Source organism: Solimicrobium silvestre, from assembly GCF_002976435.1.
Classification (GTDB): Bacteria; Pseudomonadota; Gammaproteobacteria; order Burkholderiales; family Burkholderiaceae_D; genus Solimicrobium; species Solimicrobium silvestre.
Genome location: NZ_PUGF01000051.1, coordinates 1 through 3835, shown reverse-complemented (window position 1 = coordinate 3835; position 3835 = coordinate 1). Strand labels below are relative to the sequence as shown.

1 protein-coding gene and 1 pseudogene are annotated in these 3835 nt (G+C 53.3%); both read left to right on the top strand.

The window, feature by feature from the left end:
* A pseudogene (locus S2091_RS23610) lies at nt 1-791 on the top strand (hypothetical protein); the annotation flags it as partial.
* Nucleotides 792-946: 155 nt separating this feature from the next.
* A partial coding sequence (locus tag S2091_RS24610) for an RHS repeat-associated core domain-containing protein (protein ID WP_243405550.1) occupies nt 947-3835 on the top strand: 2889 nt, incomplete at its 3' end.

Sequence of the window (3835 nt, the reverse complement as noted above, 5' to 3'; positions counted from 1 at the left end):
CCTACACCACCAGCTATACCTATGACAACGCCAGTCAATTAGCCAGTGTGATGTACCCGAGCGGTCGTCAACTGATCTACACCCGCGATGCCTTAGGCCGTGTAACGCAACTCACCAGCATCAACAACGGCACGACCATTAACATAGTCACCAACGTGCTGTACGCCCCGACCGGCAAAGTCCTCTCGTACGTGAACGGCACCGGCAACACCGTGAAGTACACCACCGACCTCGATGGCCGCACCACCAGCTACAGCCTGAATCAACAAAACCGGATATTAAATTACGACGCCGGTAGCCGGTTAGTCACCCAGACCGATCCAGCCCAAAACGTCACCTACACCTACGACGCCTTAAATCGTCTGAATAGTGCCATCAATGCCACCAGCAGTTTTAGCTACAGCTACGACCCGGTCGGCAACCGCACCACAATGGGCAATGGCGGAACGAACACGCAATACAGCTATGGCAGTACCAGCAACCAACTGACCCAAGTCAGCGGTAGCCAAGTGAATACGATTCAAAGTGACGCCAATGGCAGCATCACCAATAACGTCAATAACCAATTTGGTTACGACGCCCGTGGTCGGATGGTGAGCGCACAAACCGCCATCGGATCCGTGCAATACCAGATCAATGCGCTGGGACAGCGGGTGCTCAAAGTCACACCGAATGGCACGACGGTCTTTAATTACGACCAGAGTGGTAAGTTGATTGGTGAGAGCACGGGAACCAAGGGGGCAGATTACATCTACCTCAACGATATCCCGGTGGCGGTGGCGCAGCACTAGAGCGCACCGCAGCAAGCGGAATAAGCCAACCAGCTAACTAAGCTAAAAATAAACAAACAAGATCAGCCGTCGTCGACAAACAAATAAGCGATCTGCCCACAGCAGATCGCACCAGGGGAATTGATGTGATAAAGAGAAGAATAATAGGATGTTGGATGGCAGCCGTGCTGCTGGGTGTGCTAACGCAACAGCCAGCGATGGCCAGCACCAAGCAAACGATCACGTTTGCGGCCTTAGCCGGTAAAACGTATGGGGCGGCACCCTTTACGGTGTCCGCCAAGAGTAGCGCCGGTTTAACGGTGGCCTTCAGCTCGACCACCACCGCGGTGTGTACGGTTTCCGGTTCAACGGTGACGGTCGTGGCACCGGGCACCTGTACACTTGACGCGAATCAGGCAGGCAATACCACCTACAGTGCCGCGACCCAAGTTGCGCAATCGTTTGTGGTCGCCAAAGAAGCCCAAACGATCACGTTTGCAGCGTTGACCGGTAAGTCGTACGGCACCGCCCCGTTCACCGTGTCAGCAACGAGCAGTGCCAAGCTCGCGGCCACATTCACTTCCGCGACTACCGCAATCTGTACCGTATCCGGCAGCATCGTCACCTTGGTTGCTCCCGGCACCTGTACGATTGATGCCAATCAAGCCGGTAATGTCAATTACAACGCCGCTCCCCAAGTGGCCGAATCGTTTACGGTCACCAAAGGAACACAGACCATCACGTTTGCGGCGTTGACCGGTAAGTCGTATGGCACGGCACCCTTTACGGTGTCCGCCACCAGTAGTACCAACTTAGCCGTGGCGTTCACCTCAGCCACGACGTCAGTCTGTACTGTATCCGGCAGCACCGTCACGTTAGTTGCTCCCGGTACCTGTACGATCGATGCGAATCAAGCGGGTAATACCGATTACAGTGCAGCTCCTCAAGTTGCGCAATCGATGACGGTAGCGAAAGAAGCGCAAACGATTAGCTTTGCGACGTTAGCCGGTAAGACGTATGGTGCAGCACCCTTTGCGGTGTCCGCCACCAGCAGCGCCAACTTAGGCGTGGTGTTCACCTCAGCCACCACGTCAGTCTGTACCGTATCTGGCAGCACCGTCACCTTAGTCGCTCCGGGTACTTGCACCATTAATGCGAATCAGGCGGGCAATACCCTCTACAGTGCGGCAGCCCAGGTTGCCAACTCGTTGACGGTGGCAACCGAAGTGCAAACGATCACCTTTGCCGCCTTGGCCGGTAAACCCTACGGTGCAGCACCTTTTACGGTGTCCGCGACCAGCAGTGCCAACTTAGCGGTAGCGTTCACCTCAGCAACCACTTCCGTCTGTACCGTGTCGGGTTCAACGGTCACGTTACTTGCGGGTGGAACGTGTACGATCAATGCGAATCAGGTAGGGAATACGACCTACAGTGCGGCGCCTCAAGTAGCCAATTCCTTTGCCGTGACCACTGAAGCGCAAACGATTAGCTTTACCGCACCAGCTACTCAACAATTTGGTGCTGCTCTCTTCGCGTTGTCGGCAACGAGCAGCTCTGGTTTAGCGGTCAGTTTCATGTCCAGCACCACACCGGTGTGTACGGTATCCGGTTCGACGGTGACATTAGTGAGTGCGGGTACCTGTACGATCAATGCGAATCAAACGGGAAGCAGTAATTACAGCGCGGCGACGCAAGTCACCCAATCCTTCACTGTCACTGCTGAGGCACAAACGATTAGCTTTACCGCACCAGCTACTCAACAATTTGGTGCTGCTCCCTTCGCGTTGTCGGCAACGAGCAGCTCTGGTTTAGCGATTAGTTTCATGTCCAGCACCACACCGGTGTGTACGGTATCGGGTTCGATAGTGACATTAGTGAGTGCGGGAACGTGTACGATTACAGCGAACCAAGTGGGGAGCAGTAATTACAGCGCGGCGATGCAAGTCACGCAATCCTTCATTATCACTGCCGAAGCGCAAACGATTAACTTTGCGGCACCAGGGAATCAACAGTTTGGTGCTGCACCGTTTGCATTAACTGCCACGAGCAGCTCTGGTTTAGCAATTAGTTTTACTTCCAGCACCACACCGGTGTGTACGGTATCGGGTTCGACGGTGACGTTAGTGACTGCAGGGACGTGTACCATTGCAGCGGACCAAGCCGGTAGCAGTAACTTCAGCGCTGCTCCGGAAGTGAGTCAATCTTTTACGGTGACGGCAGAAGCGCAAACGATTAGTTTTACCGCACCTGCTAATCAACAGTTTGGCGCTGCACCGTTTGCATTAACTGTCACGAGCAGCTCTGGTTTAGCGGTCAGTTTGGCATCAACGACAACGCCAGTCTGTACGGTATTGGGTTCGACGGTGACGTTAGTCAGTGCGGGAACATGTACGATAGCCGCCAATCAAGTGGGAAGCAGTATTTATAGTCCAGCAACACCAGTAATGCAGTCTTTTACTGTGACTGCAGCGCCATTGGTGATCACGTTAACAAGTCCAACGACAGCACAATCACTCACCGCGCCAGCGGCATTGACATTAACCGCGACAGCGACCGATAGCAGTGGCACCATCACGCAAGTGGCGTTCTTTAATGGCATCGGATTAATGGGAACAGTCACCCAGCCACCGTATAGCATAGTGATACCGAATACGGTCGCCGGAAGTTACCAACTCACAGCGCAAGTGACGGATAGTAACGGTTTAATCGCAACCAGTACCCCGGTAAATATTACCGTGGCGGCAGGTAGTGGAAGTAAAACAGAACAAATCTATTACATCAATGCGGATCAATTGAACACGCCGAGACTCATCACCGACAGTGACGGAAACACCGTATGGAAATGGGACGGAGAAGCGTTTGGCAATACACCACCAACGGCTGAAACAACCGGAGCTGGACCGTTCACTTTTAATCTGAGGTTTCCGGGGCAGTACTATGATGCAGAGACCAATCTTCATTACAACTACTTCAGGGATTATGATCCTACGACGGGTCGATACGCAGAAAGTGATCCGTTTGGTTTATATGCTGGAATAAGTACATTTAGCTATGTAGCAAGTAAT